The following is a 26,077-nucleotide window of genomic DNA, read 5'->3' as shown; positions in this document are numbered from 1 at the left end:
TCGGGCCGTTTCGGTGGGCTGACGGACGAGAGGACTTTACCTACTATGAGCCAGGCTCGGGTTACCGAGAGCCATGGGAGGCTCCGTGTCCACTGTCGTCATCAAGCGGCCACCGCGCCGACCGGCCCCGGAGATCCCGGCCGGCGAGCTGCCCGTCGAGGCGCCGCCGGAGATTCCCACCGCCACCGGCGGGCGCTGGCAGCAGGCGCTGCTGGTGCTGCCGATGCTCGGCGGGACGGTGGCCATGGCGATGATGTTCGGCCGCGGCGGCGGCGCCTACTCGTACGTGGTGGGCGGGATGTTCGGGCTCTCCTCGCTGGCGATGCTCGTCACCACCTGGGGCAGCGCCGGCCCGAAGAAGTCCGAGCTGATGGGCGCCCGCCGGGAATACCTGCGCCACCTCGCCACGCTGCGTCGCCGGGTCCGGGAGACCGCCGGCGCCCAGCGGGCCGGGCTCTCCTACCGCCATCCGGAGCCGGGGCGACTCTGGTCCACCGTGGACAGCCACCGGGTGTGGGAGCGCCGGCCGGGCGACCCGGACTTCGCCGTGGTCCGGGTGGGTGTCGGGCCGCAGACGCTCGCCACCCCACTGGTCCCGCCGGTCACCCGCCCGCTTGAGGAGCTGGAGCCGATGACCGCCGGGGCGTTGCGGCGCTTCCTGGACGCGTACTCGGTGGTGCCGGACCTGCCGGTGGCGCTGTCGCTGCGCAGCTTCGCCCGGGTCTTCGTGCGCGGCCCGGCCGGCGACGTACGCGGCGCCGGCTCGCCGGCCGCGCAGGCGCTGGCCCGGGCGGTGCTCACCCAGCTCGCCGTCTTCCACGCCCCGGACGAGCTGCTGATCGCGGTCTGCGCCGGGCCGGAACGCCGCAGCCGCTGGGAGTGGGTGAAGTGGCTGCCGCACGCCCACCACCCGACGCGCACCGACGCGCTCGGCCCGGTGCGCCTGGTCACAAGCGCCGCCGCCGACCTGGAACGGCTCTTCGACGACGTGCTCGGCAGCCGGTCCCGGTTCAGCCCGCACGGTCCGGCCACCGACGGGCCGCACGTGGTGGTGGTGCTCGACGGCGGTGACCTGACCGGAGCCGCCGACCTGGCCGGCGACGGCGGCATCGACGCGGTCACGGTGCTCGACCTGGACACCCCGCCGCCCCGGCTGCTCGACCGGTACGCCCTGCTCCTCGACCTGGTCGACGGCCGGCTGCACTCGCACTCCGCGGAGGGGCACGCCGAGGTGGGCGCCGCGGACGCGCTGGCGCCGGCGGACGCCGAGGCGGTGGCCCGGCGGCTCGCCCCGCTGCGGCTGGCCGGCATGGCCCGCGGACCGGCCGCGTCCCCCGGCGCCGAGCCGGGCCTGCCGGAGCTGCTCGGCCTCGGCGACCCGGAGGGCTTCACCGCCGAGCAGGGCTGGGCGCCCCGTGCCGCCCGCGACCGGCTGCGGGTGCCGGTCGGGGTGGGCGCGGACGGCGGGGCGATCGACCTCGACCTGAAGGAGTCGGCGCTCGACGGCATGGGCCCGCACGGGCTGCTTATCGGCGCCACCGGATCGGGCAAGTCGGAGCTGCTCCGCACGCTCGTGCTCGGCCTGGCCGCCACGCACGGCTCGGAGCAGCTCAACTTCGTGCTCGTCGACTTCAAGGGCGGCGCCACCTTCGCGCCGTTCGAGCGGCTGCCGCACACCGCCGCCGTGATCACCAATCTGGCCGACGCGCTGCCCCTGGTCGACCGCATGGTCGACGCGATCAACGGGGAGCTGATGCGCCGCCAGGAGCTGCTGCGCCGGGCCGGCAACTTCGCGAGCGTGCGCGACTACGAGCGGGCGCGCGCGGCGGGCAGCCCGCTGGCCCCGCTGCCGTCGCTGCTGCTGATCTGCGACGAGTTCTCCGAGCTGCTCTCCGCCAAGCCCGACTTCATCGACCTGTTCGTGCAGATCGGCCGGCTGGGCCGGTCGCTCGGCGTACACCTGCTGCTGGCCAGCCAGCGGCTGGAGGAGGGGCGGCTGCGCGGGCTGGACACCCACCTGTCGTACCGGATCGGCTTGCGCACGTTCTCCGCGCTGGAGTCCCGGACGGTGCTCGGCGTGCCGGACGCGCACGAGCTGCCCCGCACGCCCGGGCACGGCTACCTGCGCTCCGGCACCGACCCGCTGGTCCGGTTCAAGGCCGCGTACGTCTCCGGGGCGGTCCGCCGGCGCACCGGCCCGGCGGGCGGCGCCGGGCTCGGCGAGGCACGGGTGCTCGCGTTCTCCACCCACCTGGCGCCGGTGCCCGAGCCGGTCGCGCCGGCCGCCCTGACGGCCGAGGAGGAGAGCGGGGAGACGCTGCTCGACCTGCTCGTGGACCGGCTGGCCGGGCAGGGTCCGCCGGCCCACCAGGTGTGGCTTCCCCCGCTCGACGACTCACCCACGCTCGACGAGTTGCTCGGCCCGGTCGGCGTCGATCCGGCCCGCGGGCTGACCGTGGCCAATCCCGAGCTGCACGGCGCGTTGCAGGTGCCGGTGGCCGTGGTGGACAAGCCGTTCGAGCAACGGCGGGACCTGTTCTGGTTGGCCCTGGACGGCGCGGCCGGGCACGTCGCGGTGGTCGGCACCACCCGCAGCGGCCGGTCGGCGCTGCTGCGCACGCTCATCTGCGCGCTGGCTCTCACCCACACCCCGACCGAGGCGCAGATCTACTGCCTCGACTTCGGCGGCGGGACGCTCGGCGCGCTGCGCGACCTGCCGCACGTCGGCGGCGTCAGCGGACGGACCGACGGCACCGCGGTCCGCCGCACCGTCGGGGAGGTCGCCGGGCTGCTCGCCGAGCGGGAGCGGCGGTTCACCGAGGCGGGGGTGGAGTCGATGGCGGCGTGGCGCCGGCGGCGGGCCGCGATGCCTGCGGGCGGGCCGGCCGGCGCCGACCCGTTCGGGGACGTGTTCCTGGTCGTGGACGGCTGGAACACGCTGCGCGGCGAGTACGAGGACCTGGAGCCGCTGGTCACCGAGCTGGCCACCCGGGGCCTGGCGTACGGGGTGCACGTGGTGGCAAGCGCGCTGCGCTGGTCGGACTTCCGGCCGGCGATCCGGGACCTGTTCGGGTCCCGGCTGGAGCTGCGCCTCGGCGACCCGGCCGACTCGGTGGTGGTGAAGCGCGCGCTGGCGGCGACCGTGCCGGAGGAGCGGCCGGGGCGCGGGATCACCGCCGGCGGGCTGCACTTCCTCACCGCGCAGCCCCGGGTGGCCGCCCTGGGCGCCGAGACCGGGGACCTGGTCACGTCCGTCGCGCAGGCGTGGACCGGCCCGGCCGCGCCCCGGGTGCGGCTGCTCCCGCCGGTGCTGCCGTACGCCGAGCTGGACCAGACCGCGACCACCGGCCTGGCCTTCCCGATCGGGGTGGCCGAGGCGGACCTGGCCCCGGTGGTGCTCGACTTCGCCACCGAGCCGAACTTCGTGGTCTTCGGCGACGCCGAGTGCGGCAAGTCCTCGTTCCTGCGCGCGCTTGCCACCTCGATCGTCTGCCGGTTCGGCCCGGAGCAGGCCCGGGTGATCCTGGTCGACTACCGGCGCAGCCTGATGGGGGCGATCGAGACGGCGCACCTGATCGGGTACGGCACCGCCGCCCCGCACACCACCGAGCTGATCGAGTCGGCGGCCGGCTATCTCCAGGGGCGGCAGCCGGGGCCCGAGGTGACCCCGGCCGAGCTGCGCGGCCGGTCGTGGTGGACCGGGCCGGAGTTGTTCGTGCTCGTCGACGACTACGACCTGGTGGCCGGCGGGCCGACGAACCCGTTGCGCGCGTTGGAGGAGCACCTGCCGCACGCCCGGGACGTCGGGCTGCACCTGGTGCTGGCGCGGCGTTCCGGCGGGGCCGGCCGGACCGCGTACGAGCCGATCGTCCAGCGGCTGCGGGAGTTGTCCACTGCGGGGCTGGTGATGTCCGGCGGCCCGGAGGAGGGCCCGCTCGTCGGGCAGGTGAAGGCCGGCCCGCTGCCGCCGGGCCGGGCCCGTCTGGTCACCCGCCGTGAGGGCGTACGTCTGGTGCAGTTGGCTCATCTCCCGCCCGGGTGACCGGACGCGCGGAAGTGCCCCGTGACGGACGGGACAACCGGTAATCTCCGAGCAGCATGTTTCGGAAGCGACGAAATGGCTGGGGGAATGTGACCAGGGACCGGCAGGGACCTTCCGGCGTGCCGCCCCGGCGTCTCGCCGGGCGGGCGCTGCTCGCCGGCGCGGCGGCGCTGGCCGTCACCGCCGGTCCGCTGGCTCCGCCGGGGTACGCCGCGCCGGCCGCGTCCGTCTCCACCCGGCCGCTCTCCTGGGTGGCTCCGCAGCTCGTGTTCCGCGCCGACCAGGTCCGCGACGAGCAGTGGCAGTTGGCGGAGTTGCGGGCGAAGACCGCGTGGAAGACGTCGACCGGGCGCGGCGTGGTGGTCGCGGTGATCGACTCGGGGGTGGACGCGTCCCACCCGGACCTGGCCGGCCAGGTGCTGCCCGGCCTCGACATGGTCACGCCGGGCGGCACGGACGAGCCGGACCCGGTCGGGCACGGCACCACGGTGGCCGGGTTGATCGCCGGGCGGGCCGACGACGACCGCGGCGTGGTGGGGCTGGCGCCGGACGCGAAGATCCTCCCGATCCGGGTCCTGGACGCCGAGAACCGGTACGACGACGCTCTGATCATCGCGAAGGCGGTGCGCTGGGCGGTCGACAACGGCGCCCGGGTGGTCAACCTGTCGTTGGGCGGTGGCGGGGACAGCCCGGCCCTGGCCGCCGCGCTCGACTACGCCTTCGCCCGGGACGTGGTGGTGGTGGCGTGCACCGGCAATCTGGCGACCTCGACCACCTCGAAGGTCTGGTATCCGGCCCGTGAGCCGGGCGTGCTGGCGGTCACCGGCCTGGATCGCAACAGCGAGAACCTCTGGTCCGGCGCGATCACCGGTCGCGAGACCATTCTCAGCGCCCCGGCCACCGCTCTCTACGGCGCCCGCTCGCGGGGCGGTTACTGGCGGGTGCAGGGGACGAGCTTCGCCGCGCCGCTCGTCGCCGCCACGGCCGCCCTGGTCCGCGCGCGCTATCCGCGGATGTCGGCGGGCGACGTGGTCAATCGGCTGATCAGGACCGCCCGGGATCTCGGCCCGACCGGCCGGGACGACAGGTTCGGCTACGGCATGGTCGACCCGGTGGCGGCGCTCACCGCCGACGTGGCGGCGGTGGGGCACAACCCGCTCGACGACAACGACTCCCCGGGCGTGGTGGGCTTCGGGCCCGCGCCGGGTGCGGACCCGGACACCCGGGCCGCGGCGGCGGGGCAGGGCGGCGACCCGTTCGGCCGCTCGCAACCGACCGGGTGGTCGGCCCGTCCGGCGGGGCAGGCCGACCATTCCACGCCGGAGCGGCTGTGGTCCGGGTTGGCGCTGTTCATCGCGCTTGTCACAGGCACCGCGTTGATGGTGCGCCGGTTCCGGCGGGCCCGCCGCTGACCGGCGACGATCACCGGTCTGACCGCGCCCCGCGCGGGGTAGTGAACATCGCATGAACAGCACCGGCTCGACGTTTACCCGCGATCGGTCCTGGCGGAGCCGCCGCCTCGACCCCGACCGGTCGCTTGGCCTCCGGCTCACCGTGGCCGCCGTCGCGGCGATCCTGGTGCTGGTGCCGTTCGCCCTGCTCGCGCTGCTGGTGTTTGGTGCCTGGCCGCCGCTGCTCCGGCTGGACGCGTCGGTCACCGACACGTTCCACGGCTATGCGGTGGGCCATCCCGCCTGGGTCCGGGCGATGACCGTGTGGACGCACGTCTTCGGGCCCGGCCCGCTGCGGGTGGCCGCCGCGGTGGTGGTGGTGTGGCTGCTGCGGCGCGGGGCGCGCCGGCTGGCGGTCTGGGTGGTGACCACGATGGTGGCCGGCGGCCTGCTCGGCGCGCTGCTCAAGCTGCTCGTCGGCCGGGACCGGCCGGATCTGCTGGAGCCGGTGGCCCGGGCCGCCGGCTACTCCTTCCCGTCCGGGCACGCGCTGACCGCGGCGTTGGCCGCCGGGGTGCTGCTGCTGGTCTTCCTGCCGTTCGCCGGCAGCCGGGCCGGCCGGGTCGCGGTGTGGACGGCGGCGGCGCTGCTCACGGTGGTCACCGGGTTGAGCCGGATCGCGCTTGGCGTGCACTGGACAAGCGACGTGGTGGGCGGCTGGGTGCTCGGGGCGGCAGTGGTGGCCGCCACCGCGGCCGGTTTCACCACCTGGCGGTCCGGCGACGGTCACCGGCCGGTCCGGCCGCTCCGGGAGGGGGTGGAACCCGAGGTGGTCGAACCGGGCTCCGAGGATAGATGGGCGTAACCGGCGGTCCGCCGGGGTAAAGGGCGGCTCATGTCAGATGTCGCGGTCCAGATCGCCCGGCGCGTCCTGCTGCCGGTGGCCCTGCTCTTCGCCGTCATGGTGGGGCTGGGCCTGTTGATCACCCGGGTGCTCACGCACACCTGGCCGTTCACCGTGGAGGATGCGGTCAACCGGGAGTTCGCCGGCGACCGGACCCCGGGCTGGAACGACGTGTCGCTTGTCTTCAGCACGGTGGCCAGCACCCAGATGATCGTCGTGGTGACCGTGCTTGCCGCGCTTGTGCTGCGGTTGGTGCTGCACCGCTGGCGGGAGCCGATCTTCCTCTGCGCGGCGGTGACCGCGCAGGCGCTGATCTTCCTCTTCACCACCATGGTCATCGACCGGAACCGTCCGACGGTGGAGCACATGGACTCCTCCCCGCCGACGTCCAGCTTCCCCTCCGGGCACACCTCGGCGGCGACCGCGCTCTACGTCGGTCTCGCGCTGCTGCTGGCGCTGCGGGCGCGCAGCACACCGGCCAAGGTCACCTGGTGGACGCTGCTGGTGCTGGTGCCGGTCGGCGTGGCGCTCACCCGGATGTACCGGGGCATGCACCATCCCAGCGACGTGGTCGCCTCGTTCGTCAACGGCGGCGCCTGCGTGGCGATCATGGCGCGGACGGTGCTCGACCGCACCCTCACCTGGGGGCGCGCGAAGGTGTCGCCGCTCCGGCCGGGCGGCGACGTGACGCCGGCGGGCGCCCCGGCGGGCGGCTGACCGCCGCGCCGGCCGCCCTCAGGTGCAGTCGGCCTCAGGTGCAGTCGCCGGTGGCCACGCCCCGGGTACGCTCCGCGCCCGCAAGCGCCACCGGCCGCGCCTCGGTCGCGGTGACCGCGAAGCCGGTGTTCGGGTCGTCCGCAGCCGCCGCGAAGATCACCCCGAGCACCAGCCCGTTCGACGAGACAAGCGGGCCGCCGGAGTTGCCGCTGCGCACAAGCGCCCGGATCGTGTAGATCTCCCGGGTCACGTCGCCGGAGGAGTAGATGTCCGGCCCGGTGATCCGGTCGACGTCGCGGACCCGGGCCGGCCGGGCGTCGTACGGGCCGTCGAGGGGGAAGCCGAGCACGATCGCGTCCGCCCCGCTGCCGGCGGCCCCGGCGGCGAAACGCAGCGACGGCCCGGGCAGCCCGGGTACGTAGAGCACGGCCAGGTCCCGCGCCGGGTCGTAGACCACCACCTCGCCGTCGTAGCGCTCACCGCGCAGCTCCACCGCCACCGAGCGGGTGCCGGCCACCACGTGCGCGTTCGTCATCACCCGGTCGTCGGCGTAGACGAAGCCGGAGCCCTCGATCCGGCGGGAGCAGCTCGGCGCGGAGCCGAGCACCTTCACCACGGACCGCTTGCTGTTCGCCACCACCTGCGAGCCGGCAAGCGCCGGGTCGGGCGGGGACACCTGCCGGGCAGTGGTGCTGCCCAGGCCGTTGAACACGTCGGGGAAGCCGTTGGTGTCGACGGTGTCCCGCAGGGCGGTGGAAAGCTCCTGGGCGCGGTCGGGCAGCACCTGGTCCACCACGGTGAGCAGCGCGCTGTTCTTGACCGAGGCGGCCAGCCAGGGCACCGACGAGGAGCCCAGCGGCACCGCGACCAGCCAGGCCACGAGCATGACCGCGATGACCGAGATGAACGCGCCGCCGACGTCGTCGACCTTCTTCCCGGTCGGCCCGGTGATGGCGGCGCGCAGGTTGGAGCCGAGCCAACCGGCGAGCGCCTGCCCCAGCACGGCGAGCCCGAAGATCGCCACCAGGGAGATCAGCACCCGGGTGCCGCTTGCCGCGAACTGCCTGGCGATCAGCGGGCCGACCTGGAGACCTATCAACGCGCCCAGGAAGAACCCGGAGAACGACAGGGCGCCGATGACGAAGCCCTGACGGTATCCGCTGATCGCGAACACGAGTATGAGCAGCAGCAGTACGAGATCCACGGCGGACACGCCCCAAGGGTACGGGCACCGGGCTCGCACCCGGCTCAGCGCTCGCTGAACGTGACCTGAGGATGCGTGCGAGTGATCAGCGCACCCGGCTCTCGTCGGCCGCGTCGGTGCCGGCCGAGGGGGCGGGCGTGGCACCCACCGGCGGCAGCTCCACCACCCGGGAACGCGGCCAGGGCCGGGCCCAGCCGCCCATCTCCAGCAGCCGGTCGATCACCCCGGCGGTGAAGCCCCACACCAGCATGCCGCGCGCCGAGAAGGCCGGGCCGGTCCAGCCGCTGGGATGGCGGACCCGCATCCGGTTGTCCGGGTCGACAAGCTCGGCGACCGGCAGCCGGGCAACGTGCGCCACCTCGGCCGGCTCACGCGGGTGCACCGGGTGCGGGTCGTGCCACCAGGCGAGCACCGGAGTGACCACGAAGTCGCTTACCGGGATCCAGAGGCGGGGCAGCTCGGCGAGCACGGTGACGCTGCCCGGGTCGAGGCCGACCTCCTCGTTCGCCTCGCGCAGCGCGGTGGCCCGGGCGTCGGCGTCCTCCGGGTCGGCCGCCCCACCGGGGAAGGCCGGCTGGCCGGCGTGGTTGCGCAGGGTCGCGGCGCGCTGGAGGACGAGCACGTCCGGCCCGACGCCGGGCTCCTCGCCGAGCAGCACCAGCACGGCGCTCTCCCGACCGCCGGTCTCCGGGGTGGTGAGGCGGGTGAAGTCCTCCGCCCGCGCGGTGCCGAGCCGGCCCAGCAGCGGGTCGAACCATCCCGGCGGCCGTCGGGTCATACCCGCACCCCGAGGTGGGTCCGGACGAGCGTGGCGAGGCGGGCGTCGTCGAGCGCGCCCGTCCCCTCGATGTGCCGGATCCGCCCGTCGGCGCCGACAAGCACGGTAAGCGGGAACGCGCTGCGTTCCAACGCGCGCTCGAACGCGTCGCCCTGGTCGACGAGCATCGGGAAACCGACCCCGAAGTCCTCGCCGATGGACTGCGCGCCGCCGCGGCTGTCCCGGCTGTTCACGCCGACCACCTGGAACCGGCCGTCGGCCCGCTCGCTGAGCCGCTGGAACGCGGGCAGCTCCTTACGGCACGGCGGGCACCAGGACGCCCACACGTTGATCACCAACGGACCCTTGAGGTCGCGCAGCGTGACCGGCGCGCCGCCGGTGAAGCAGTTGAGCGTCAGGTCGGGCAGCGGACCACCGGCGTCGCCGTCGGGCGCGGGCGCGGCCGAGGCCGGCGCCACGGTCAGCGGGGCGCAGTCGGCGAACGGCGACGGGCGTTCCGCCCGGGTGGCGGGCGCCGGGCCGGCCGGCTCCTCGGCCGTGGCGGTGCAACCCACCGCCGCCAGCAGCAGCGGGACGAGCAGAAGGGCGAGCCGGCGGTGGTTCACGGCACGTCCGCCACGGCCGCCTGCTGCGGCACCAGGTCGGGGTCGAGGCCGACGGCCGCCGCGAGGTCACGCGCGCGGGGGCCCTTCAGCAGCTTGGCCGCGGCGGCCGGCTCGGTCGGCCCGGTGCCGTACGCGGGGCAGAGCTTCGCCAACGTGCACGCGCCGCACGCCGGCTTGCGGGCGTGGCAGACCCGGCGGCCGTGGAAGATGATCCGGTGCGACAGCATGGTCCAGTCGCGCTTGGGGAAGAGCGCGCCGATCGCGTGCTCGATCTTGACCGGGTCGGTCTCGGTGGTCAGCTCCCACCGCTGCACCAGCCGCTGGAAGTGGGTGTCGACGGTGATGCCGGGGACGTCGAAGGCGTTGCCGAGGATGACGTTCGCGGTCTTGCGCCCGATGCCCGGCAGGGTGACCAGGTCGGCCAGCTTGCCTGGCACCTCGCCGTCGTACCGCTCGCAGAGCGCGCGGCCCAGGTTGATCAGCGAGCTGGTCTTGTTGCGGTAGAACCCGGTGGGCCGGATCAGCTCCTCCAGCTCCGCGCGGTCCGCCCCGGCGTAGTCGGCGGCGGTGCGGTAGCGGGCGAACAGCTTCGGCGTGACCTCGTTGACCTTCTTGTCGGTGCACTGGGCGGACAGGATCGTGGCGACCGCCAGCTCCAACGCGTTGGAGTGGTCGAGTTCACAGTGCGCGTCGGGGTGGGTCTCGGTCAGCACCCGACCGATGCGGCGGGCGCGACGCGTACGGCCGAGGTCGGTCTCGGGGGAGCGCGTGGTCACGCCGGCCAGCCTACGTCGCGGGGCCGACGCTCCGGCGCGCCGACGCGGGTGACGTTCGCTCAGCCACCCGCCGGAGCGCTGATCTTGCCGGCCCCGTCGAGCTTCGCGCCGGTCGTGCCGAAGTCCGCCCGGGTCACCTCGCGCACCAGCCCGAGGCCACGGTCCTGCCGGTCGACGGACGGCCGGCCCACGCCGTTCATCGCGGTCGAGGTGAACGTGCCGCCGACGAAGCGCCCCTCGGCGGTGAGCGACACCTTGAGCACGCCGCCCCAGCCGAGCCGACCGTCGCTGTTCAGCGACTTCCCGCCGCCGGCGAAGTTGCCCAGGCTGTAGGCGATCAGCTTGCCCTGGTAGAACTCCATGCCGCGCAGCACGTGCGGGCCGTGCCCGATCACCAGGTCGGCGCCGGCGTCGATGACGGCGCGGGCGAACCGCACCGGGTCGCCCCGGTTCTCCCCGACGTACGTCTCCGTGCCCGGCTTCACCCGGGTCTTGTCGGCGCCCTCGGCGCCCATGTGCGCCTGGACCACCACGAGCTGGGCCATCCCCTTGGCCATCTCGATGACCTGCTTGGCGGCGCCCAGGTCGATCAGGCTGTTCGACCAGGCGTACGACGAGAAGCCGACCACTGCCACCTTGATGCCCTTGACGTCGACCACGGTGATCTCGCCGGGCGCACCGGTGTGCTTGAGCCCGTGCGCCTCAAGCGCCGACTGGGTGTTCTCGTAGCCCTGCTGACCGTAGTCGTTGCCGTGGTTGTTGGCCTGGTTGAGCAGTTGGAACCCGGCCGAGCGCAGGTGCGCCGCGTAGCCGGGCGGGGCCCGGAACTGGTAGCAGTTCTTCGGGTTGGGGCCGCACTTGCCGGCGCCGGTGTCCTCGGTGAGCGGCTCCTCCAGGTTGCCCATCACCAGGTCGCCCTTGAGCGCGGACTTCACGTCGTTGAAGAAGCCCTTGCCGCCGTTGGGGGGCAGCCGGCTCGGCGCGTTACCCATGATCACGTCGCCGGTCGCGGTGAGCGAGATGGACGGCTCCTTGGACTCGCCGGCCGCCGGTTGGTCGCCCGTCGCGGGCCTGGCCGAGCCGGTCGAGCCCCCGCCCTGCCCGCTCTGCCAGATCGGGTCGCCGTCGCCGGAGTCCGAGCAGCCGGCGGCGAGCAGGACCGTGAAGAGGGCGACGAGCGCGGCGAGACGCGAGCCGAGGGCGGACCGGCGCGCGACGGGTTCGACGCGGCGCGGAACCGGGCCAGCGGGGCGGTGGGAACGGGGCACAGAGCGGGCGGGAGCGTACATCGCCGGCGACGCTACCGTGCGGGGCACGCCACGACGAGGGCCGAATGGCCGGAGTAACCGCCCGCGCACGTCAGCCCGCCCGCCGGTCGGACCAGGGCACCACCGTGCCGGCACCGCCGTCGCGCACCGCGGCGTGCACGGCACGGGCCAGCGGGGCGCCCCACGCCGAGCGCGGCCCGCCGTACGGGGCCGGCTCGCCGTCGGCCGGGCAGAGCACGGTCACCGCGTCGGTGGCGGTCCCGGTGGCCGGCAGCCCCAGCTCCCCGATCGCCTGCGCCTTCGCCTCGGTGGCCGTGGCCACCGCGTTGACCAGGGCCGCGTCGCCGAGCCGGTCCGGCACGTACGCGACGATGTTGATCGTGCCGACGCGCTGGGCGGGCGCGGTGGAGGCGGGCGCGACAGCGTCGGGCGCGGCGGCCCACACCGGTGTGCCCAGGCCGACAGTCGCCCAGACCCGCACGCCGCCGTCCGTCCGGCGCACCACCTCGGTCACGTCCACGCCGGTCAGCAGCCCGACCCCGGGCCCGGCCAGGTCCAGGTCGTGGGCCAGCTCAGCCAGGTGGGCGGCGGGGTCGTCCCGGTCGTACGACATCGGCACGGTCGCGTTGACCACCCACCCGCGGACGCCGATCCCCCCGCCCAGCGGGGCGGAGCCGACCGCCAGCAGCGGCGTCTCGGCCCGCCAGAACAACAGCGGGATGTCCCACCCGGCCTCCGGCCGGCTGGTCAGGATCGGCTCACCCAGCACGCCGATCACCCTACGATCACTGGTGGGGAGGGGTGGCGCCGACCCGGACCGGGGAGCGAGATCCAGGGGTGCACCTCCGATTCCTGCTCACGTGCGCCTAGACTGGCGGCGCGCGAGGGATCAGCGGACGGCGGACCCGGGCCGACGGACGGCACGCGCAGGCGGAGGTGCGCGATGGACGAGGTACTGGCCCGAAGCGGGATCTTCCAGGGCGTTGACCCGGAGGCTGCCGAGGCGCTCGCCAAGGAGATGGAGACGATCGAGGTCCGCAAGGGCGAGGTCGTCTTCAACGAGGGTGAGCCCGGTGACAGTCTCTACATCCTCCTGTCCGGCAAGATCAAGGTGGGTCGCCGCGCGGCGGACGGCCGGCAGAACCTGATCGCCGTGATGGGCCCGTCGGACATGGTGGGCGAGCTGTCGCTGTTCGACCCCGGCCCGCGGACGGCGACCGCCACCGCGGTCACCGACACCCGGCTCGTCCGGCTGCGCAAGCAGGCGCTGCGGCCGTGGCTCAACAACCGGCCGGAGATCGCCGAGCAGTTGCTCCGGGTGCTGGCCCGCAGGCTGCGCCGGACGAACGACTCCCTCGCCGACCTGATCTTCACAGACGTGCCGGGTCGGGTCGCCAAGAACCTGCTCCAGATGGCCGGCCGGTTCGGCACCCGTGACGGCGGCGTGCTGCGGGTGACCCACGACCTCACCCAGGAGGAGATCGCCCAGCTCGTCGGCGCCTCCCGGGAGACCGTCAACAAGGCGCTCGCCGACTTCGCCTCACGCGGCTGGCTGCGGCTGGACGGCAAGAGCATCATCATCCTCGACCCGGAGCGCCTGGCCCGCCGCGCGCGGGTCTGACCTTCCGGCCGGTGCTCCCGGCCCCCGCTTCGTTCCGGCCCGGTCCGCCCCGCGCGGCCCGAGCCGGTCCCGTCCGGGGCCGGCGGGGCTCCCGTCCAAGACCGGCGGCGGTTCCGTCCGGGGCCGCGCGGGGCGCCCCGGACCGCGCGCCACCGGCGCCCGGCCGTCTGCCGGGCGCAGAATTCCTGGACGCGCCGGTGACCCGCGGCCAGGCTGGGGCGATGATCGATCGAGTCGCCGTACTCTCCGACATCCACGGTGTGCTGCCGGCGCTTGATGCCGTCCTGGCCGAACCGGACGTGGCCGCCGCCGACCTGATCGTGCTCACCGGCGACATCGCGGCCGGCCCGCAGCCGGTCGAGGTGCTGGACCGGCTCGCCGCGCTCGGTGACCGCGCCCGTTGGGTGGGCGGGAACGCCGATCGGGAGTTGGTCGAGGCGCGGGCCGGCAAGCCGTCGGAGATCGAGGTCTCCAACTGGGCCGCCGGGCAGCTCCGCGCCGACCAGGTCGCCCGGCTGGCCGCGCTGCCGCCGCACGTCACCCTGCCGGTCGCCGGCCTGGGTGAGGTGCTGTTCTGCCACGCGACCCCCCGCGACGACGAGGAGGTCGTGCTCGTCGACTCGCGGCCGGCGCGCTGGGCCGAGGTCTTCGGCGGCCTGCCGGCCGAGGTCGGCACCGTGGTCTGCGGGCACACCCACATGCCGTTCGCCCGGTTGGTCGACCGCCGTCTGGTGGTCAACCCGGGCAGCGTCGGCATGCCGTACGGCGGCGCCGGCGCCTGGTGGGCGCTGCTCGGCCCCGGCGTGCAACTGCGCCGCACCCGGTACGACGTGGACGCCGCCGCGGCCCGGGTGTCCGCCGAGTCCGGCTTCCCCGAGGCGGGGCAGTGGGTGGACGAGTACCTGCGCGGGCGTTATTCGGACCTCGACGCCCTGGCTGTCTTCGGCCCCCGGGACGGCCGCTGACGGCCGTCCATCCTGGACAGATCCGCCCTGATCCGCGACTCTGCGATAGCGTGGCGTGATGGGCCGGCGTTACCGGATACTCCTCGTCTCCAGCAGCGGCGGCGTCCTGCTGGACCTGCTCGCGCTGCGCCCCTGGTGGGAGCGGCACGACCCGGTGTGGGTGGCGGTCCGCGCCCCCGACACCGAGGTGGCACTGGCCGGGCAGCGGGTGCACTGGCAGCCCGAGTTGTCGACGCGCACCCGACTCCGGGTGTTGCCGGCGGCCTGGCGTGCCCTGCGGCTGCTGCGCCGGGAGCGACCCGACGTGGTGGTGTCGGCCGGCACCGGGGTCGCCGTCGGCGTCTTCCTCGCCGCCCGCCTGCTCCGGGTGCCGGCGCTGTGGCTGGAGACGTTCAACATGACCGGGCCCGCCGGGGCCGCCGCCCGGCTCTGCTCCCGGCTCGCCGCCGCGGTGCTCGTGCAACGGCCCGCCCTGCTGGCCTCCCGGCCCCGCGCGGTGCTCATCGGGGAGCTCTACTGACCATGGCCCGCGTCCTGGTCACCGTCGGTATGGGTCCGTGGCCGTTCGATCGCCTGGTCGCCGGGGTCGCGCCGCTCTGCGCCGCGCACGAGGTGTTCGTCCAGACCGGCACCTCGACCGTGACGCCGCCGTGCCCGCACGAGGCGTTCCTGCCCCTGGACGACATGCGGGAGCGGCTGGCCGCCGCCGATGTGGTGATCACCCACGCGGGCAACACCGTACGCCTGGTCCAGCGACTCGGCCGGGTGCCGGTCGCGGTGGCCCGGGAGGCGGCACGGGGCGAGATGGGCAACGACCACCAGGTCGCCTACCTGCGCGAGGAGGAACGCTCGGGCCGGGTGGTCGCGGTGTGGGACGTGGCCGACCTGCCGGCCGTGGTGGCCGGGCACCCCGAGCGGCAGCGACTGCTGCTCGCCGAACGGCCGCTGCCCGGCGCGGTCGACGGCGAACGGCTGGTCGCCACGCTCGACGCGCTCTGCGCCCGGCTCGTCCGATGAGCCGGGCCGACGAGGCGACCCGCCGCGCGGGCGGGCAGCCCTTCGCCACCCACCCGCTGCGCCGGTACGCGTTCACCTGGGCGGCGCTCGCCGGCCGCACCGGGCGGCACCTCGACCTGGGCTGCGGTCCCGGTGACTTCCTCGCCACGCTGCACGAACTAGGCACGGTGACCTGCGAGGGCGCCGACCCGCACCCGGGCTACCTCGCCGGGCTGGCCGCCCGCCACCCGGGCCTGCCGCTGCACCGGCTCCGGGTCGGCGGGCCGCTGCCGTTCCCCGACTGTCGCTTCGACTCGGTGAGCCTGCTCGACGTGTTGGAGCACGTGCCCGACGAGGCCACGCTGCTCGCCGAGACGCACCGGGTGCTCGCCCCTGGCGGGCTGCTGGTGCTGACCGTGCCGCGCCGGCACGTCTTCAGCTTCCTCGACCCGGACAATGCGAAGTTCGACTTCCCCCGGCTGCACCGCCGGATCTACTCGTGGCGGTTCGGGTCGCAGGTGTGGCACAGCCGGTTCGCCGACCTCTCCGACGACCTGCGCGGCGACATGTCGGTCGGCCGGGACCGGCACACCAACTACCGCACCGGGGAGCTGCTCGACCTGCTGCGCGCGGCGGGCTTCGAGCCGACCACGGTGACCGGCGCCAACCTGTTCTGGCGGTGGTTGCAGATCCCGGCGCTGCTCACCGGCGGCCCGGTACGCCGCCTGCTGGAGCGCGGCATCCACCTCGACGGCCGCCTGTTCCGCTCGGCCAACCTCTTCGTCATCGCCCGGAAGCGCCCGGAGACGCCCGTGAGCACGACCGACACCGACCGGAGGCAACCGTGAGCATGACCGACACCGCTCGGCTGGCCTGGTTCTTCGGCCGGCTCGCCGTCAAGGAGCGGGTCGCGCCCCGGCTGCACGTACGGCCGCTCGTCGCCGAGCTGTTCCTCACCGACAACTGCAACCTGCGCTGCACGAGCTGCGGCTGTTGGACCACGAACACCAGGGGTGAGTTGTCCACCGAGGAGTGGCGGGACGTGCTGCGCCAACTCGTCGCGCTGCGCATCCACAAGGTCAACTTCACCGGCGGCGAGCCGTTGATCCGGCCGGACGCGCTGGCCCTGATGGCGTACGCCCGCGAGGTCGGGGTGCGCCACCTGCATCTGAACACCAACGGCATCCGGCTCACCCCGCCGGTCCTCGCCGAGGTGCTCGCCGCGGGCGTACGCAGCTTCAACGTCTCCGTCGACGGCCCGACGGCGGTTGTGCACGACCGGATCCGGGGCCGGCTCGGCGCGTTCGAGACGACCACCCGGCACCTGCGGAACCTGATCGCGGGGCGCGACCGGCTCGGCCTGAAGGTGCGGATGAACTTCACCGTGATGCGGGACAACGTGGACAGCCTACCCGGCATCGCGGCGCTCGCCCAGGAGCTGGGCGTGACGCTCTATCTCAACCTGGTCACCGACCGAACGTTCCTGTTCCGGACCGACGCGGTCACCGGGCAGACCGACGTGGCAGGCGACCGGCTCGACGCGGCGTTGGCCGAGCTGGAGGCGATGGCCCGGGCCGACCGGCGGTGGCTGCCGCGCTATTCGGAGCTGCGCTACCTGCGCGGGCACTTCGACGATCTCGTGCAGCGTGACCTGCCCTGCGCCGAGTCGCAGCTCAAGCTGATGGTGCACTCGCGGGGCGAGATCGGCGGCTGCTGGGCGCACGACCCGACCGCCTCGGTGCGGCAGCGTCCGATCGCCGAGATCGTCGACGCTCCGGAATACCGCGCCGAGCACGCGCGGCTGTTCCGCAAGGAGTGTGTCGGCTGCGGCAGCAACTACAGCCTCAACCTGCGCTGGCGGCCGGGCACCTATCTGGCCGACCGGCAGTGGCGGCGCGGGCGGCGCAGCCTTGTCTGAGCCGATGCGCCCGAGTCAGCCGCTGTACGACGCGCTTGCTCCCGGCTACGAGGAGCACTTCGCGGTGCCGCACCGGCGCGCGTACGACGATCTGGCCTGGGAGCGGGTTCGGGCGCTGCTGCCGCCCGGCGGGCCGGTGGTGGACGCCGGCTGTGGGGTGGGCCGCTGGGCTCGGCGGCTGCTCGACCTGGGCCACCCGGTGACGGGTGTGGAGCAGGCGCCGGGGATGATCGCCGAGCTGCGCCGCCGCCCGCCCGGCCCCGGCTTCACCCTGGTCGAGGGCTCGATGACTGATGTGACGCTGCCCGCCACGGCCGGCGCGGTGCTGGCGATGGGTTCCTTGCAGTACACCGCCGATCCCGAGCGGGCGGTCCGGCACCTGGCCGGATGGTTGCGCCCGGGCGGGGTGCTGGCGGTGCTCGTCGACTCGCTCGTCGGCCTGGTGCTGGAGCTGGTCGGCGCCGGCCGGGACGACGAGGCGGTGGACCGGCTGGCCCGGCGGCGGGGCGTGTGGCGTGCCGACGGGCACGCCGCCGACCTGCATCTGCTGGACCGCGCCCGGCTGGAGGCCGCGTTCGCCGACGCCGGCCTGGTCGAGGTCCGCAGCGCCGGGTTGCTGGTCAGCGCGGGGCCGCTGGGCCGGGCGGGGCTGACCGGGCGGCTCGCCGCCGACCGGGACGCGCTGCTGGCGCTTGAGCGCCGGCTTGGTGACGACCCGGTCCTCGCCGACGCCGGCAAGCAGTTGCTTGTCACCGGCCGCCGCGCCCCGGCCTGACCGCCCGCATCGGCCTGACCGCCCGCCCCGGCCTGACTGCCCGCATCGGCCTGACCGCCCGCATCGGCCGCCGCGGCGCGAGCCGACCGGCGAGCGCCGCCGGGTTCAGCCCAGGCAGCGGCGCAGCGCGGCGACGACCCGTTCGGCCTGCTCCACGGTGAGTTCCGACGACATCGGCAGGGCGAGCGCCTCGGCGTCCAGCCGGTCGGTCACCGGCAGCCGTTCCCCGCCGCCGAGGGGGCCACGGTGGATGGCCGCGAAGTAGGGCTTGGTCTGCACGCCGAGGCCGGCCAGCTCCGCCGCCACCCGGTCCCGCTCGGCGAACCGGGCCACCCAGTGCACCCAGCAGTGCCGGTCCCCGGGGCGGGCCTGCTGGCACTCCACCGGCAGGGAGCGCGCGGCGTCCGCGTACACCTCGGCCACCTCGGCCCGGTGACGGACCATCGTGTCCAGCTCCGCGAGCTGGTCGACCGCGACGACGGCGTGCAGCTCGTTCATCAGTTCCGAGCGGGTCCAGCCGGCGGGCGAGGCGAGCACCGCGTCGGCGGCGTCGGCGGGCAGCACCAGGGCGCCGCCGGCCCCGCCGGCCGAGACGACCTTGGCGAAGCTCATCGAGTACGAGTGGGCGAGCGCCTGCTGTGCCACCGGGCGCCCCTGGTGCAGGCTGCCGAGCGCGGCGGCGGAGTCGGCCAGCAACGCCACCCCGGCGGGGTCGCAGACCGCGCGCAGGGCCGGATAGTCGCACGGGTTGCCGAAGGTGTCGACGCCGAGCACAAGTCGTACGCCGCCGCGCGCGATCGCGACGGCGACGGCCGCCGGGTCAAGCGTCCAGGTCGCCGCGTCCACGTCGACGAAGCGCAGCGCGTACCCGAGCTGGACCAGGACCTCCGCGGTCGCCGGGAAGGTGTACGACGGCAGCACCGCCACGTCGCCGGGGCGGGCCGGGCCGACGGTGGCGGCCACCATGATCCGCAGCGCGGCGGTGCCGGACGCGGTGACAAGCACCCGGTGGTCGTCGTCGAGTTCCAGCTCCTTGCCCAGTCGTTCGGTCAGCTCCCGCGTCCACCGGTTGCCGTGCTTGACCTCGCCGCTGGCGAGCGCCTCCTGCTGGCGGGCGGCCACCAGCTCGGGGTTTGCCGGCGGGGGCGGCACGACGACCGGCAACGGCGGCCGGAACAGGGGTGTCCGGTCGCCGTCCACCTCGGCGACGAGCGCCGCCAGGTGTGGGTGGAGCGGACCGATCCGGTGGCCGGCGGCGGTCAGCCTGTCGGTGACCACCAGGCCGGAGCTGTCCGGCGTGCGGCGGGGCACGGTCCGCAGCGGCGACGACGAGCCGCACAGGTCCCGGATCCAGGTGGCGAGGTCGGTGAGTGGCACCGGTTTTCCGCCGACGTTCCAGACGCCGGGGCCGATTCCGTCGAGCAGGATCGCCGCGAGCGCGCCGGCGGGCAGGAAGCTACGGACGGCGTCGGCGGTGACCGGCAGCGGCAGCCCCTGGCGGGCCCGGCGGACCAGTCGGGTGGCGACCCGGTGCTGTCCCGCGCCGACCACGTTCGCGAGCCGGAGCACGGTCAGCCGGTCGGGGTCGACCGCGCCGGCGACGAGCCGTTCCTGGGCGAGCTTCGCCATCGCGTACGTCCAGCGGCCGGTGGGGTCGGCGTCGGCCATGGCGCGGGCGAGCGGGGCGGACCGCCAGGGTGGGCAGGGCGTCCGGGCCAGCTCGCGGGCCCGCGCGCCCCAGTCGTCGATCTCCTCGACGGTCCACGGCAGCTCGGGCGCGGTGTCCTCGGTGAGTGGGCCGGCCGCGGCGCCGTACACCTCGACGGACGAGGTGAGCACCACCTGCCGGCCGGTGAGCCGGGGCAGCAGCCGGGCGGTGCTGACGGCGTTGTCGAGCGGTAGCGTCCAGGGCCGGCGGGGACGCGGCTCGCTGGCGCCGAGCAGCACCACGACGATGCCGGGCGGCAGTTCGGGCGGGTCGTCGGTGAGCAGGTCCACCCGGATCCAGTCGAGGCCAGCGGCGGTGTGCGCCTCGGCCGGCGGATGGCGGTCCACGGTGGTGACCCGCGCGCCGGCGGCCAGTAGCGCCTCGGCGGTCGCGGTGCCGAGGAATCCGGAGCCGCCGACCAGCACGAATTGATCCATGTCTCGTGCCCTCCCCGTGAACGGAGCACAGTATCGCCGAATCCGGCCGCCGAAGGTGTCGGATGTCGGCCCGAGAAAAAGTCAGTCTTGACTGTTTGTTTCCGGGGCGGAAGGCTGTCCCCGTGCCCGCCGCACCGACCCGCGTCCCGCAGCAGGAACGCAGCCGCGCCACCCAGGCCCGGCTGCTGGAGGCGACCGTCGAATGCCTGGTGGAGCACGGCTGGTCCGGCACCACGACCACCGTGGTGGCCGCCCGCGCCGGTGTCTCCCGGGGTGCGCAGCTCCACCACTACCCCACCAGGGCCGCGCTTGTCACCGCCGCCGTCGGCCACCTGGCCGAGCGCCGGGCGGCCGAACTGCGCACCGAGGCGGACGCGCTGCCGGCCGGCCCGCAACGACTGGACCGGGTGATCGACCTGCTCGGCGTGGCCTTCACCGGGCCGCTCTTCGTCGCCGCCCTCGAACTCTGGGTCGCCGCCCGCACCGACGCCGAACTGCGCGACGCGCTCGTCCCGCTGGAGGCCACCGTGGGCCGGGAGATGCACCGACTCACCGTCGAACTGCTCGGTGTCGACGAACGCCGCCCCGGCGTCCGCGAGGCGGTGCAGGCCACCCTCGACCTGCTCCGCGGGCTGGGCGTGGCAAACCTGCTCAACGACGACTCGACCCGCCGCACCGCGCTGCTGCACACCTGGAAACGCCAGCTCGCCACGCTCCTCACCCCCTGACCGGCACACCCGCCCGGAGGCGCCATGGTCGACCTGACCGCACTGCTCGCGGACCTGCACGCGGAGTCCGAGCAGCTCGACGCGCTCGTCGCGGAGCTACCGGCGGACGGATGGGAGCGCCCGACACCGGCACCGGGCTGGACCGTCGCGCACCAGATCGCGCACCTGGCCTGGACCGATCACGTGGCCCACCTGGCCGCCACCGACGAGCCGGCGTTCTTCGCCTCCGTCACCGCCGCGCCCGACCTGTCCCGCCTGGTCGAGGACGGCGCCGAGGCGTTCCTCGCCCCGCCGGCCGCGCTGCTGAACCGCTGGCGGGCCGGCCGGTCCGCGCTCGCCGGCGCGCTCGCCGCCGTCCCGCCCGGGCAGAAGATGCCCTGGTACGGCACGAGCATGTCGCCCGCCTCGATGGCCACCGCCCGGCTCATGGAGACCTGGGCGCACGGCGAGGACGTGGCCGACGCGCTCGACTTCCGGCGTACCCCGACCGGGCGCCTGCGGCACGTCGCGCACCTCGGCTTCCGTACCCTCGGGCACGGCTTCGCGGCGCACGGCCGCCCGGTGCCCGCGGCGCCGGTGCGGGTCGAGCTGGCCGCGCCCGCGGGTGGTGAGGTCTGGGGCTTCGGGCCGGCGGACGCCGCCGACCGGGTGACCGGGCCGGCGCTCGACTTCTGCCTGCTCGTGACGCAGCGGCGACATCGCGCCGACCTGGCCCTGGCCGCGACCGGGCCGGTCGCCGACGAGTGGCTGGACGTGGCCCAGGCGTTCGCCGGGCCGCCCGGCGACAAGCGGAAGCCGGCGAGCGGGGCGCACCAATGAGCGTGCTGCGGGTCGGCAACGCCTCCGGCTTCTACGGCGACCGGTTCGCCGCCTGGCGGGAAATGCTCGACGGCGGCGAGCTGGACGTGCTGACCGGCGACTACCTGGCCGAGTTGACCACGCTGATCCTCGGCCGGGACCGGATGCGCGACACGTCGCTCGGCTACGCGAAGACGTTCCTGCGGCAACTGGAGGGCGTGCTCGGCACCGCGCTGGAGCGCGGGGTCACCCTTGTCACGAACGCCGGCGGCCTCAACCCGGCCGGCCTGGCCGACGCGGTCCGGTCGCTCGCCGCGCGGCTCGGCCTCGACGTGCGGGTCGGGTACGTGGAAGGCGACGCGCTCTCCCGGCCGGACGCGCTCACCGCGAACGCCTACCTGGGCGCGTTCGGGATCGCGGCCTGCCTCGACGCGGGCGCGGACGTGGTGGTCACCGGGCGGGTCACCGACGCGTCCCTGACGGTGGGGCCGGCGATCGCCCGCTTCGGCTGGACCCGCGACGACCTCGACGCGCTTGCCGGCGCGACCGTCGCCGGGCACCTGATCGAGTGCGGGGCGCAGGTCACCGGCGGCAACTTCAGCTTCTTCACCGAGCTGCCGGACGGCGGGCACCGGCCCGGCTTCCCGATCGCCGAGCTGCGCCCGGACGGGTCGTCGGTGCTCACCAAGCACCCGGGCACCGGCGGCGCGGTCACCGTCGAGACGGTCACCGCCCAACTGCTGTACGAGGTGGGCGGGCCGGACTATCTCGGGCCGGACGTGGTGACCCGGCTGGACACGGTGCGCCTGGAGCAGGAGGGCCCGGACCGGGTCCGGGTCTCCGGGGTGCGCGGCACGCCGCCGCCGGACACGCTGAAGGTGGGCGTCAACAACCTGGGCGGCTTCCGTAACTCGATGACGTTCGTGCTGTGCGGGCTGGACATCCCGGCCAAGGCGGCCCTGGTCCGGGGCCAGGTGGAGGAGGCGGTCGGCAAGGACGGGCTGGAGTTCACGCTGGCCCGCACCGACCACCCGGACGCCGCCGACACCGAGGCGGCGAGCGCGCTGCTGCACGTACACCTGCGGGACGGCGACAAGGCGCGGGCCGGGCGGGCGTTCTCGGCCGCCGCGGTGGAGTTGGCGCTCGCCTCCTACCCGGGCTGCACGTTGACCACGTTGCCCGGCGACGCGACGCCGTACGGCGTGTTCACCGCCGACACCGTCCCGCAGGACGCGGTGGAGCACGTGGCGGTGCTCCCTTCCGGCGAGCGCGTGCCGATCCCGCCGCCGACCCCACCCACGACAAAGCGATTGGCGGGGCCCCCGCATATACCGAATGCGTTAAGCGGGGCCCCTTCCTTACCCCGCACCCGGCGGGGAGCGTTGGGGGAGGTGGTGGGCGCGCGCTCCGGCGACAAGGCCGGGGATGCCAACCTCGGCGTGTGGGCCCGCACGGACGCCACCTGGGCCTGGCTGCGCGGCTGGCTCACCGTGGAGCGGCTGGTGGACCTGCTGCCGGAGACCGCCCCGCTGGCCGTGGAGCGCTACGAGCTGCCGAACCTGCGCGCGGTCAACTTCGTGATCCGAGGGCTGCTGGGGCCGGGCGTGGCCGCGTCCACCCGGTTCGATCCGCAGGCCAAGGCGCTCGGCGAGCTGCTCCGCGCCCGGGTCGTCGACCTGCCGGCGGAGGTGCCGGCATGACCCTCGTGGACACCCCCGAACGTCGCCAGCTCCGCGAGCTGACCCGCGCCTTCGTCACCCGGGAGGTGCTGCCCCACCTGGACGGCTGGGAGCGGGCCGGCGAGGTGCCCCGCTCGCTGCACGAGACGGCCGCGAAGATCGGGCTGCTGGGCGTCGGCTTCCCCGAGTCGGTCGGCGGCAGCGGAGGAGACCTGCTCGACTCGATCGTGGTCACCGAGGAGATCATCCGCTCGGGTGGCTCGTCCGGGCTGATCGCGGCGCTGTTCACGCACGGCATCGCACTGCCGCACATCGTGGCCGCCAGGGACGAGCAGCTCATCGAGAGGTACGTCCGGCCGACGCTGGCCGGGACCATGATCGGTGCGCTGGCGATCACCGAACCGGACGGCGGCTCGGACGTGGCGGCGATCCGCACCTGCGCGGTACCCGACGGCGACCACTACGTGGTGAACGGGTCGAAGACCTACATCACAAGCGGTGTCCGGGCGGACTTCGTGACCACCGCGGTCTGCACCGACTTCCCCGGGTCGGGCTCGCTGAGCCTGCTGGTGATCGACAAGGGCACGCCCGGGTTCACCGTGGGCCGGCGGTTGGAGAAGCTGGGCTGGCACTGCTCGGACACCGCCGAGCTGTCCTTCGTCGACGTCCGGGTGCCGGTGACGAACCGGGTCGGGCCGGAGGACACCGCTTTCCTGGCCATCATGCAGCAGTTCGCCACCGAGCGGCTCTCGCTCGCCACGCAGGCGTACGCGACCGCGCAGCGCTGCGTCGACCTGGCGGTGCGGTGGTGCCGGGACCGCTCCACGTTCGGCCGCCTGCTCGCCGGCCGGCAGCTCGTCCGGCACCGGCTGGCCGAGATGCACACCCGCGCCGAGGCGGCGCGCGCGTACGTGCACGAGGTCGCGGAGCGCGTCGCCGCGGGGCAGCCGGTGGTGACCGAGGTGGCGATGGCGAAGAACATGGCGGTGGCCGCCTGCGACCACGTGGTCGACGCCGCGCTGCAACTGCACGGCGGTTTCGGCTACCTGCGCGACGCCGAGGTGGAGCGGCACTACCGGGACGCCCGCATCCTCGGCATCGGCGGCGGCACCACCGAGATCATGAACGAGATCATCGCGAAGGGCATGGGCCTGTGAGCACCGTTCTCCAGAGCACGATCGACCCGTCCGCGCCTGCGTTCACGGCCAACCGGGAGGCGCTGCGGGAACGCCTCGCCGAGCTGGAGGCAGCGCTCGACCAGGCGCGGGCCGGCGGCGGGGAGAAGTACGTGACCCGGCACCACGGGCGCGGCAAGCTGCTCCCCCGGGAGCGGATCGAGTTGCTGCTCGACCCGGACAGCCCGTTCCTGGAGCTGTCGCCGGTGGCCGCGTACGGCACGGACTTCCCGGTGGGCGCCAGCACCGTGACCGGCATCGGCGTGGTCGAGGGCGTGGAGTGCCTGATCGTGGCGAACGACCCGACGGTACGCGGCGGCGCGGTCAACCCGTGGTCGCTGGCGAAGACCCGGCGGGCGGGTGAGATCGCGCTCGCGAACCGGCTGCTGATGGTGAACCTGGTCGAGTCGGCCGGCGCGGACCTGCCCAGCCAGGCGGAGATCTTCATTCCCGGCGGGCGGGTGTTCCGCGACCTGACCCGGCTCTCCAAGGCGAAGATCCCCACGGTGAGCGTGGTCTTCGGCAACGCCACCGCCGGCGGCGCGTACGTACCCGGCATGTCGGACTTCACCATCATGATCCGGGACCGGTCGCAGGTCTACCTGGCCGGGCCGCCGCTTGTGAAGATGGCCACCGGCGAGGTCACCGACGACGAGTCGCTCGGCGGGGCGCGCATGCACGCCACCACGTCCGGCCTGGCCGACTTCCTGGCCGAGGACGAGCGGGACGGGATCCGGCTGGCCCGGCAGTGCGTACGCCGGCTCAACTGGCGCAAGGCCGGCCCGCCGCCGCGCAATCCGTCCCCCCGCCCACCCCGGTACGACCCGGAGGAGCTGCTCGGTCTCGCCAGCGCCGACCTGAAGGTGCCGTTCGACCCGCGCGAGGTGCTGGCCCGGGTGCTCGACGACAGCGCGTTCGACGAGTTCAAGCCCGGCTACGGCACCGCGCTTGTGACCGGCTGGGGCGAGCTGCACGGCTGGCCGGTCGGCGTGCTCGCGAACGCCCGGGGCGTGTTGTTCAGCGAGGAGGCCCAGAAGGCGACCCAGTTCATCCAGCTCGCCAACGCGGCCGACACCCCGCTCGTCTTCCTCCAGAACACCACCGGCTACATGGTCGGCACCGAGTACGAGCAGCGCGGCATCATCAAGCACGGCGCCCTGATGATCAACGCGGTGTCGAACTCGACGGTTCCGCACCTGACCGTCAACCTGGGCGCCTCCTACGGCGCCGGCAACTACGGCATGTGCGGCCGGGCGTACGAGCCGAGGTTCCTGTTCACCTGGCCGAACGCGAAGTCGGCGGTGATGGGGCCGGCGCAGTTGGCAGGCGTGCTGTCGATCGTGGCCCGGCAGGCCGCCGCCGCCCGGGGACGGGACTACGACGAGGACTCCGACGCGGCCATGCGGATGATGGTCGAGCAGCAGATCGAGTCGCAGTCCGGGGCGCTGTTCCTCTCCGGCCGGCTCTACGACGACGGGGTGATCGACCCCCGCGACACCCGTACCGTCCTCGGGCTCTGCCTGTCGGCGATCCACAACGGACCGGTGAGGGGCGCCGACGGTTTCGGCGTCTTCCGGATGTGAGGGGGAGAG

Annotated in this window: 23 protein-coding genes; 16 read left to right on the top strand and 7 right to left on the bottom strand. The window is 74.5% G+C overall.

The window, feature by feature from the left end:
• The first annotated feature begins 85 nt into the window (after positions 1-85).
• From eccCa to SM450_RS13720, 4 genes are all read left to right on the top strand, one after another.
• The gene (gene eccCa, locus SM450_RS13735) at positions 86-4,042 is read left to right on the top strand and encodes a type VII secretion protein EccCa (RefSeq protein WP_474620123.1); all 3,957 of its coding nucleotides are present in this window, start codon (positions 86-88) and stop codon (positions 4,040-4,042) included.
• Positions 4,043-4,131: 89 nt separating this feature from the next.
• The gene (gene mycP, locus SM450_RS13730) at positions 4,132-5,454 is read left to right on the top strand and encodes a type VII secretion-associated serine protease mycosin (protein WP_474620122.1); all 1,323 of its coding nucleotides are present in this window, start codon (positions 4,132-4,134) and stop codon (positions 5,452-5,454) included.
• A 52-nt stretch (positions 5,455-5,506) separates the two neighbouring features.
• The gene (locus tag SM450_RS13725; protein ID WP_474620121.1) at positions 5,507-6,298 is read left to right on the top strand and encodes a phosphatase PAP2 family protein; all 792 of its coding nucleotides are present in this window, start codon (positions 5,507-5,509) and stop codon (positions 6,296-6,298) included.
• 30 nt (positions 6,299-6,328) lie between these two features.
• Positions 6,329-7,054, top strand: a complete 726-nt coding sequence (locus tag SM450_RS13720) for a phosphatase PAP2 family protein (protein ID WP_474620120.1) — start codon at positions 6,329-6,331, stop codon at positions 7,052-7,054.
• A gap of 34 nt (positions 7,055-7,088) precedes the next feature.
• On the opposite strand, the gene SM450_RS13715 is transcribed toward SM450_RS13720, so the two are convergent.
• The 6 genes from SM450_RS13715 to SM450_RS13690 form a co-directional block, all read right to left on the bottom strand.
• On the bottom strand, positions 7,089-8,267 hold the full coding sequence (locus tag SM450_RS13715) for a MarP family serine protease (protein WP_474620119.1): 1,179 nt from the start codon (positions 8,265-8,267) through the stop codon (positions 7,089-7,091).
• 76 nt (positions 8,268-8,343) lie between these two features.
• The gene (locus SM450_RS13710; protein ID WP_474620118.1) at positions 8,344-9,036 is read right to left on the bottom strand and encodes an NUDIX hydrolase; all 693 of its coding nucleotides are present in this window, start codon (positions 9,034-9,036) and stop codon (positions 8,344-8,346) included.
• Positions 9,033-9,641, bottom strand: coding sequence for a TlpA family protein disulfide reductase (locus SM450_RS13705; protein WP_474620117.1), 609 nt, complete (start codon positions 9,639-9,641; stop codon positions 9,033-9,035). The genes SM450_RS13710 and SM450_RS13705 overlap by 4 nt, the downstream gene beginning before the upstream one ends.
• Entirely contained in the window at positions 9,638-10,417 is a 780-nt protein-coding gene (gene nth, locus SM450_RS13700; protein WP_474620116.1) for an endonuclease III, read from the bottom strand. Before nth ends, SM450_RS13705 begins: the two co-directional genes overlap by 4 nt.
• 59 nt (positions 10,418-10,476) lie before the next feature.
• Complete coding sequence (locus SM450_RS13695) at positions 10,477-11,574, bottom strand: CapA family protein (protein ID WP_474620455.1); 1,098 nt, start codon at positions 11,572-11,574, stop codon at positions 10,477-10,479.
• A gap of 202 nt (positions 11,575-11,776) precedes the next feature.
• The gene (locus tag SM450_RS13690) at positions 11,777-12,454 is read right to left on the bottom strand and encodes an adenosylcobinamide amidohydrolase (protein ID WP_474620115.1); all 678 of its coding nucleotides are present in this window, start codon (positions 12,452-12,454) and stop codon (positions 11,777-11,779) included.
• Positions 12,455-12,628: 174 nt separating this feature from the next.
• Between SM450_RS13690 and SM450_RS13685 the strand changes: the two genes are divergently transcribed.
• From SM450_RS13685 to SM450_RS13655, 7 genes are all read left to right on the top strand, one after another.
• The gene (locus SM450_RS13685; protein WP_007073398.1) at positions 12,629-13,306 is read left to right on the top strand and encodes a Crp/Fnr family transcriptional regulator; all 678 of its coding nucleotides are present in this window, start codon (positions 12,629-12,631) and stop codon (positions 13,304-13,306) included.
• Positions 13,307-13,527: 221 nt separating this feature from the next.
• On the top strand, positions 13,528-14,271 hold the full coding sequence (locus tag SM450_RS13680; RefSeq protein ID WP_474620114.1) for a metallophosphoesterase family protein: 744 nt from the start codon (positions 13,528-13,530) through the stop codon (positions 14,269-14,271).
• 58 nt (positions 14,272-14,329) lie between these two features.
• Complete coding sequence (locus tag SM450_RS13675; RefSeq protein WP_474620113.1) at positions 14,330-14,791, top strand: glycosyltransferase; 462 nt, start codon at positions 14,330-14,332, stop codon at positions 14,789-14,791.
• 2 nt (positions 14,792-14,793) lie between these two features.
• On the top strand, positions 14,794-15,288 hold the full coding sequence (locus SM450_RS13670; RefSeq protein WP_474620112.1) for a hypothetical protein: 495 nt from the start codon (positions 14,794-14,796) through the stop codon (positions 15,286-15,288).
• Positions 15,285-16,115, top strand: a complete 831-nt coding sequence (locus SM450_RS13665) for a class I SAM-dependent methyltransferase (RefSeq protein WP_474620111.1) — start codon at positions 15,285-15,287, stop codon at positions 16,113-16,115. Before SM450_RS13670 ends, SM450_RS13665 begins: the two co-directional genes overlap by 4 nt.
• 2 nt (positions 16,116-16,117) lie before the next feature.
• Positions 16,118-17,185, top strand: coding sequence for a radical SAM protein (locus SM450_RS13660; protein ID WP_474620454.1), 1,068 nt, complete (start codon positions 16,118-16,120; stop codon positions 17,183-17,185).
• Between the two features lie 4 nt (positions 17,186-17,189).
• Entirely contained in the window at positions 17,190-17,960 is a 771-nt protein-coding gene (locus tag SM450_RS13655) for a class I SAM-dependent methyltransferase (protein WP_474620110.1), read from the top strand.
• A gap of 105 nt (positions 17,961-18,065) precedes the next feature.
• On the opposite strand, the gene SM450_RS13650 is transcribed toward SM450_RS13655, so the two are convergent.
• A complete protein-coding gene (locus SM450_RS13650; RefSeq protein WP_474620109.1) occupies positions 18,066-20,105 on the bottom strand; it encodes an aminotransferase class I/II-fold pyridoxal phosphate-dependent enzyme in 2,040 nt (679 codons plus the stop codon).
• Positions 20,106-20,227: 122 nt separating this feature from the next.
• On the opposite strand from SM450_RS13650, the gene SM450_RS13645 reads away from it, so the two are divergent.
• Genes SM450_RS13645 through SM450_RS13625 form a run of 5 tightly spaced genes read left to right on the top strand, consistent with a single transcriptional unit; the run spans position 20,228 to position 26,068 of the window.
• Positions 20,228-20,833: a TetR/AcrR family transcriptional regulator gene (locus SM450_RS13645; protein WP_474620108.1), complete on the top strand. Its 606-nt coding sequence runs from the start codon at positions 20,228-20,230 to the stop codon at positions 20,831-20,833.
• A 24-nt stretch (positions 20,834-20,857) separates the two neighbouring features.
• The gene (locus tag SM450_RS13640) at positions 20,858-21,652 is read left to right on the top strand and encodes a TIGR03084 family metal-binding protein (RefSeq protein ID WP_474620107.1); all 795 of its coding nucleotides are present in this window, start codon (positions 20,858-20,860) and stop codon (positions 21,650-21,652) included.
• Positions 21,649-23,331, top strand: coding sequence for an acyclic terpene utilization AtuA family protein (locus SM450_RS13635; protein ID WP_474620106.1), 1,683 nt, complete (start codon positions 21,649-21,651; stop codon positions 23,329-23,331). The genes SM450_RS13640 and SM450_RS13635 overlap by 4 nt, the downstream gene beginning before the upstream one ends.
• Positions 23,328-24,467, top strand: coding sequence for an acyl-CoA dehydrogenase family protein (locus tag SM450_RS13630; RefSeq protein WP_474620105.1), 1,140 nt, complete (start codon positions 23,328-23,330; stop codon positions 24,465-24,467). Before SM450_RS13635 ends, SM450_RS13630 begins: the two co-directional genes overlap by 4 nt.
• Positions 24,464-26,068, top strand: a complete 1,605-nt coding sequence (locus tag SM450_RS13625) for an acyl-CoA carboxylase subunit beta (protein ID WP_474620104.1) — start codon at positions 24,464-24,466, stop codon at positions 26,066-26,068. The genes SM450_RS13630 and SM450_RS13625 overlap by 4 nt, the downstream gene beginning before the upstream one ends.
• The last annotated feature ends 9 nt before the right edge of the window (positions 26,069-26,077 follow it).

This window comes from Micromonospora marincola, from assembly GCF_056150385.1.
The sequence above is the reverse complement of the archived record's forward strand: the minus strand, read 5'-3'. Positions and strand labels throughout refer to the sequence as shown.

Excerpts from the sequence above, each read along its gene's own strand:
- SM450_RS13720 (WP_474620120.1), top strand. The coding sequence starts at position 6,329 with ATGTCAGATGTCGCGGTCCAGATCGCCCGGCGCGTCCTGCTGCCGGTG.
- SM450_RS13650 (WP_474620109.1), bottom strand. The coding sequence starts at position 20,105 with ATGGATCAATTCGTGCTGGTCGGCGGCTCCGGATTCCTCGGCACCGCG.
- SM450_RS13680 (WP_474620114.1), top strand. The coding sequence starts at position 13,528 with ATGATCGATCGAGTCGCCGTACTCTCCGACATCCACGGTGTGCTGCCG.
- SM450_RS13675 (WP_474620113.1), top strand. The coding sequence starts at position 14,330 with ATGGGCCGGCGTTACCGGATACTCCTCGTCTCCAGCAGCGGCGGCGTC.
- SM450_RS13635 (WP_474620106.1), top strand. The coding sequence starts at position 21,649 with ATGAGCGTGCTGCGGGTCGGCAACGCCTCCGGCTTCTACGGCGACCGG.
- SM450_RS13670 (WP_474620112.1), top strand. The coding sequence starts at position 14,794 with ATGGCCCGCGTCCTGGTCACCGTCGGTATGGGTCCGTGGCCGTTCGAT.
- SM450_RS13710 (WP_474620118.1), bottom strand. The coding sequence starts at position 9,036 with ATGACCCGACGGCCGCCGGGATGGTTCGACCCGCTGCTGGGCCGGCTC.
- SM450_RS13665 (WP_474620111.1), top strand. The coding sequence starts at position 15,285 with ATGAGCCGGGCCGACGAGGCGACCCGCCGCGCGGGCGGGCAGCCCTTC.
- SM450_RS13725 (WP_474620121.1), top strand. The coding sequence starts at position 5,507 with ATGAACAGCACCGGCTCGACGTTTACCCGCGATCGGTCCTGGCGGAGC.
- SM450_RS13685 (WP_007073398.1), top strand. The coding sequence starts at position 12,629 with ATGGACGAGGTACTGGCCCGAAGCGGGATCTTCCAGGGCGTTGACCCG.
- SM450_RS13640 (WP_474620107.1), top strand. The coding sequence starts at position 20,858 with ATGGTCGACCTGACCGCACTGCTCGCGGACCTGCACGCGGAGTCCGAG.
- SM450_RS13660 (WP_474620454.1), top strand. The coding sequence starts at position 16,118 with ATGACCGACACCGCTCGGCTGGCCTGGTTCTTCGGCCGGCTCGCCGTC.
- SM450_RS13655 (WP_474620110.1), top strand. The coding sequence starts at position 17,190 with ATGCGCCCGAGTCAGCCGCTGTACGACGCGCTTGCTCCCGGCTACGAG.
- SM450_RS13630 (WP_474620105.1), top strand. The coding sequence starts at position 23,328 with ATGACCCTCGTGGACACCCCCGAACGTCGCCAGCTCCGCGAGCTGACC.